Genomic DNA, 1,336 nt, shown 5'->3' on the forward strand with positions numbered 1-1,336 from the left:
AGCGGCCAAGGCGGCGGGCCATGAGGTACGCGTACCGTTCTTGAAAGGTCGCGGTGATGCTCTCGATGAAATGACCGATGCCGACTCCTTTGAGCCGCTGGAGCCGTTGGCTGATGGCTTTCGTAATTGGCAGAAGAAAGATTACGTGGTCAAGCCGGAAGAAATGCTGCTCGACCGTGCCCAATTGATGGGGCTGACCGGGCCGGAAATGACCGTGCTACTCGGCGGTATGCGAGTACTGGGCACCAACCATGACGGTACCCAGCACGGTGTCTTCACCGACCGTGAAGGCCAGTTGACCAATGATTTTTTCGTCAACCTGACCGACATGGGCAATGCCTGGAAGCCAGCGGGTAACGGCCTTTACACGATCCGCGACCGGCAAACGGACACGGTCAAGTGGACCGCGTCACGCGTGGATCTGGTCTTTGGTTCCAACTCGCTGCTGCGTTCTTACGCGGAGGTCTATGCTCAGGACGATAATGACGAGAAGTTTGTCAAAGACTTCGTCGCAGCCTGGACGAAAGTAATGAACGCCGACCGCTTCGACGTCGCGTAACACCTCCTTCCTATATCGTGCATTGCACACCGGCAACGTGACACGGCCCTTCAAGATGTAGTGCGCCGTGTCGCGATACCCTAAGCCCTCCGCTTGATGCACTCGCCCCGATTCCTGCCTTCTTGGTTTGTGCCTTTCTGCATGCCTGTGCTCAGCGGCTAGCGGCATGCCAACGTCGATCTCGTGACTGCAACATGTCTCATCGGTGCGCTGGAACTGGCTCTACCGTGATCTGGGCGGGCTGGCTAAGGTCTCGCAACGCTAGCTAGCCCATGCCCGTACTCAGGAGCCGCCGTGATCCCGACACTGCCCACGCTTGCTGCTGCGATGAGCCTAGCGCTATTGGCGGGCATGGTGCGTGGTTATTGCGGCTTTGGCTTCGCCATGCTGATGGCGCTGGGGCTGATGCTGCTCATGCCACCGATTCAGGCCGTGCCGTTGGCGCTGCTGCTGGATCTCGTCACCAGCCTGGGGTTATGGCGCCCGGCCCTGCGGCATGCCGACTGGCCATGCCTGCGCTATCTGCTGCTGGGTATGGCGACGACGACACTGATCGGTGTTTGGCTCCTGGCCAGCGTGCCGGCTGCACCGATGCGCATCGTCGTTGCGCTACTGGCGATGGGTGGCGCCGTTGCCTTGCTGTGCCAGCGCGATGCCGCTTCGGCGGCGCCCAAGACGCATCACTGTGGCGTGACGCTTGGCGCAGGCGGCGCTTCGGGGCTGTGCATGACGCTGGCGTCTTCCGGCGGGCCGCCGTTGATGCTGTATCTGCTATAT

Annotated in this window: 2 protein-coding genes; both read left to right on the plus strand. The window is 60.9% G+C overall.

The window, feature by feature from the left end; translation table 11 throughout:
- Positions 1 to 559 (plus strand): peroxidase family protein (locus tag OP496_RS17775; protein WP_348522024.1); only part of this gene is annotated, 559 nt, incomplete at its 5' end.
- A 294-nt stretch (positions 560 to 853) separates the two neighbouring features.
- A partial coding sequence (locus OP496_RS17780) for a sulfite exporter TauE/SafE family protein (protein ID WP_280565249.1) occupies positions 854 to 1,336 on the plus strand: 483 nt, incomplete at its 3' end.

It is taken from the genome of Chromohalobacter sp. 48-RD10 (assembly GCF_029889785.1).
GTDB lineage: Bacteria > Pseudomonadota > Gammaproteobacteria > Pseudomonadales > Halomonadaceae > Chromohalobacter.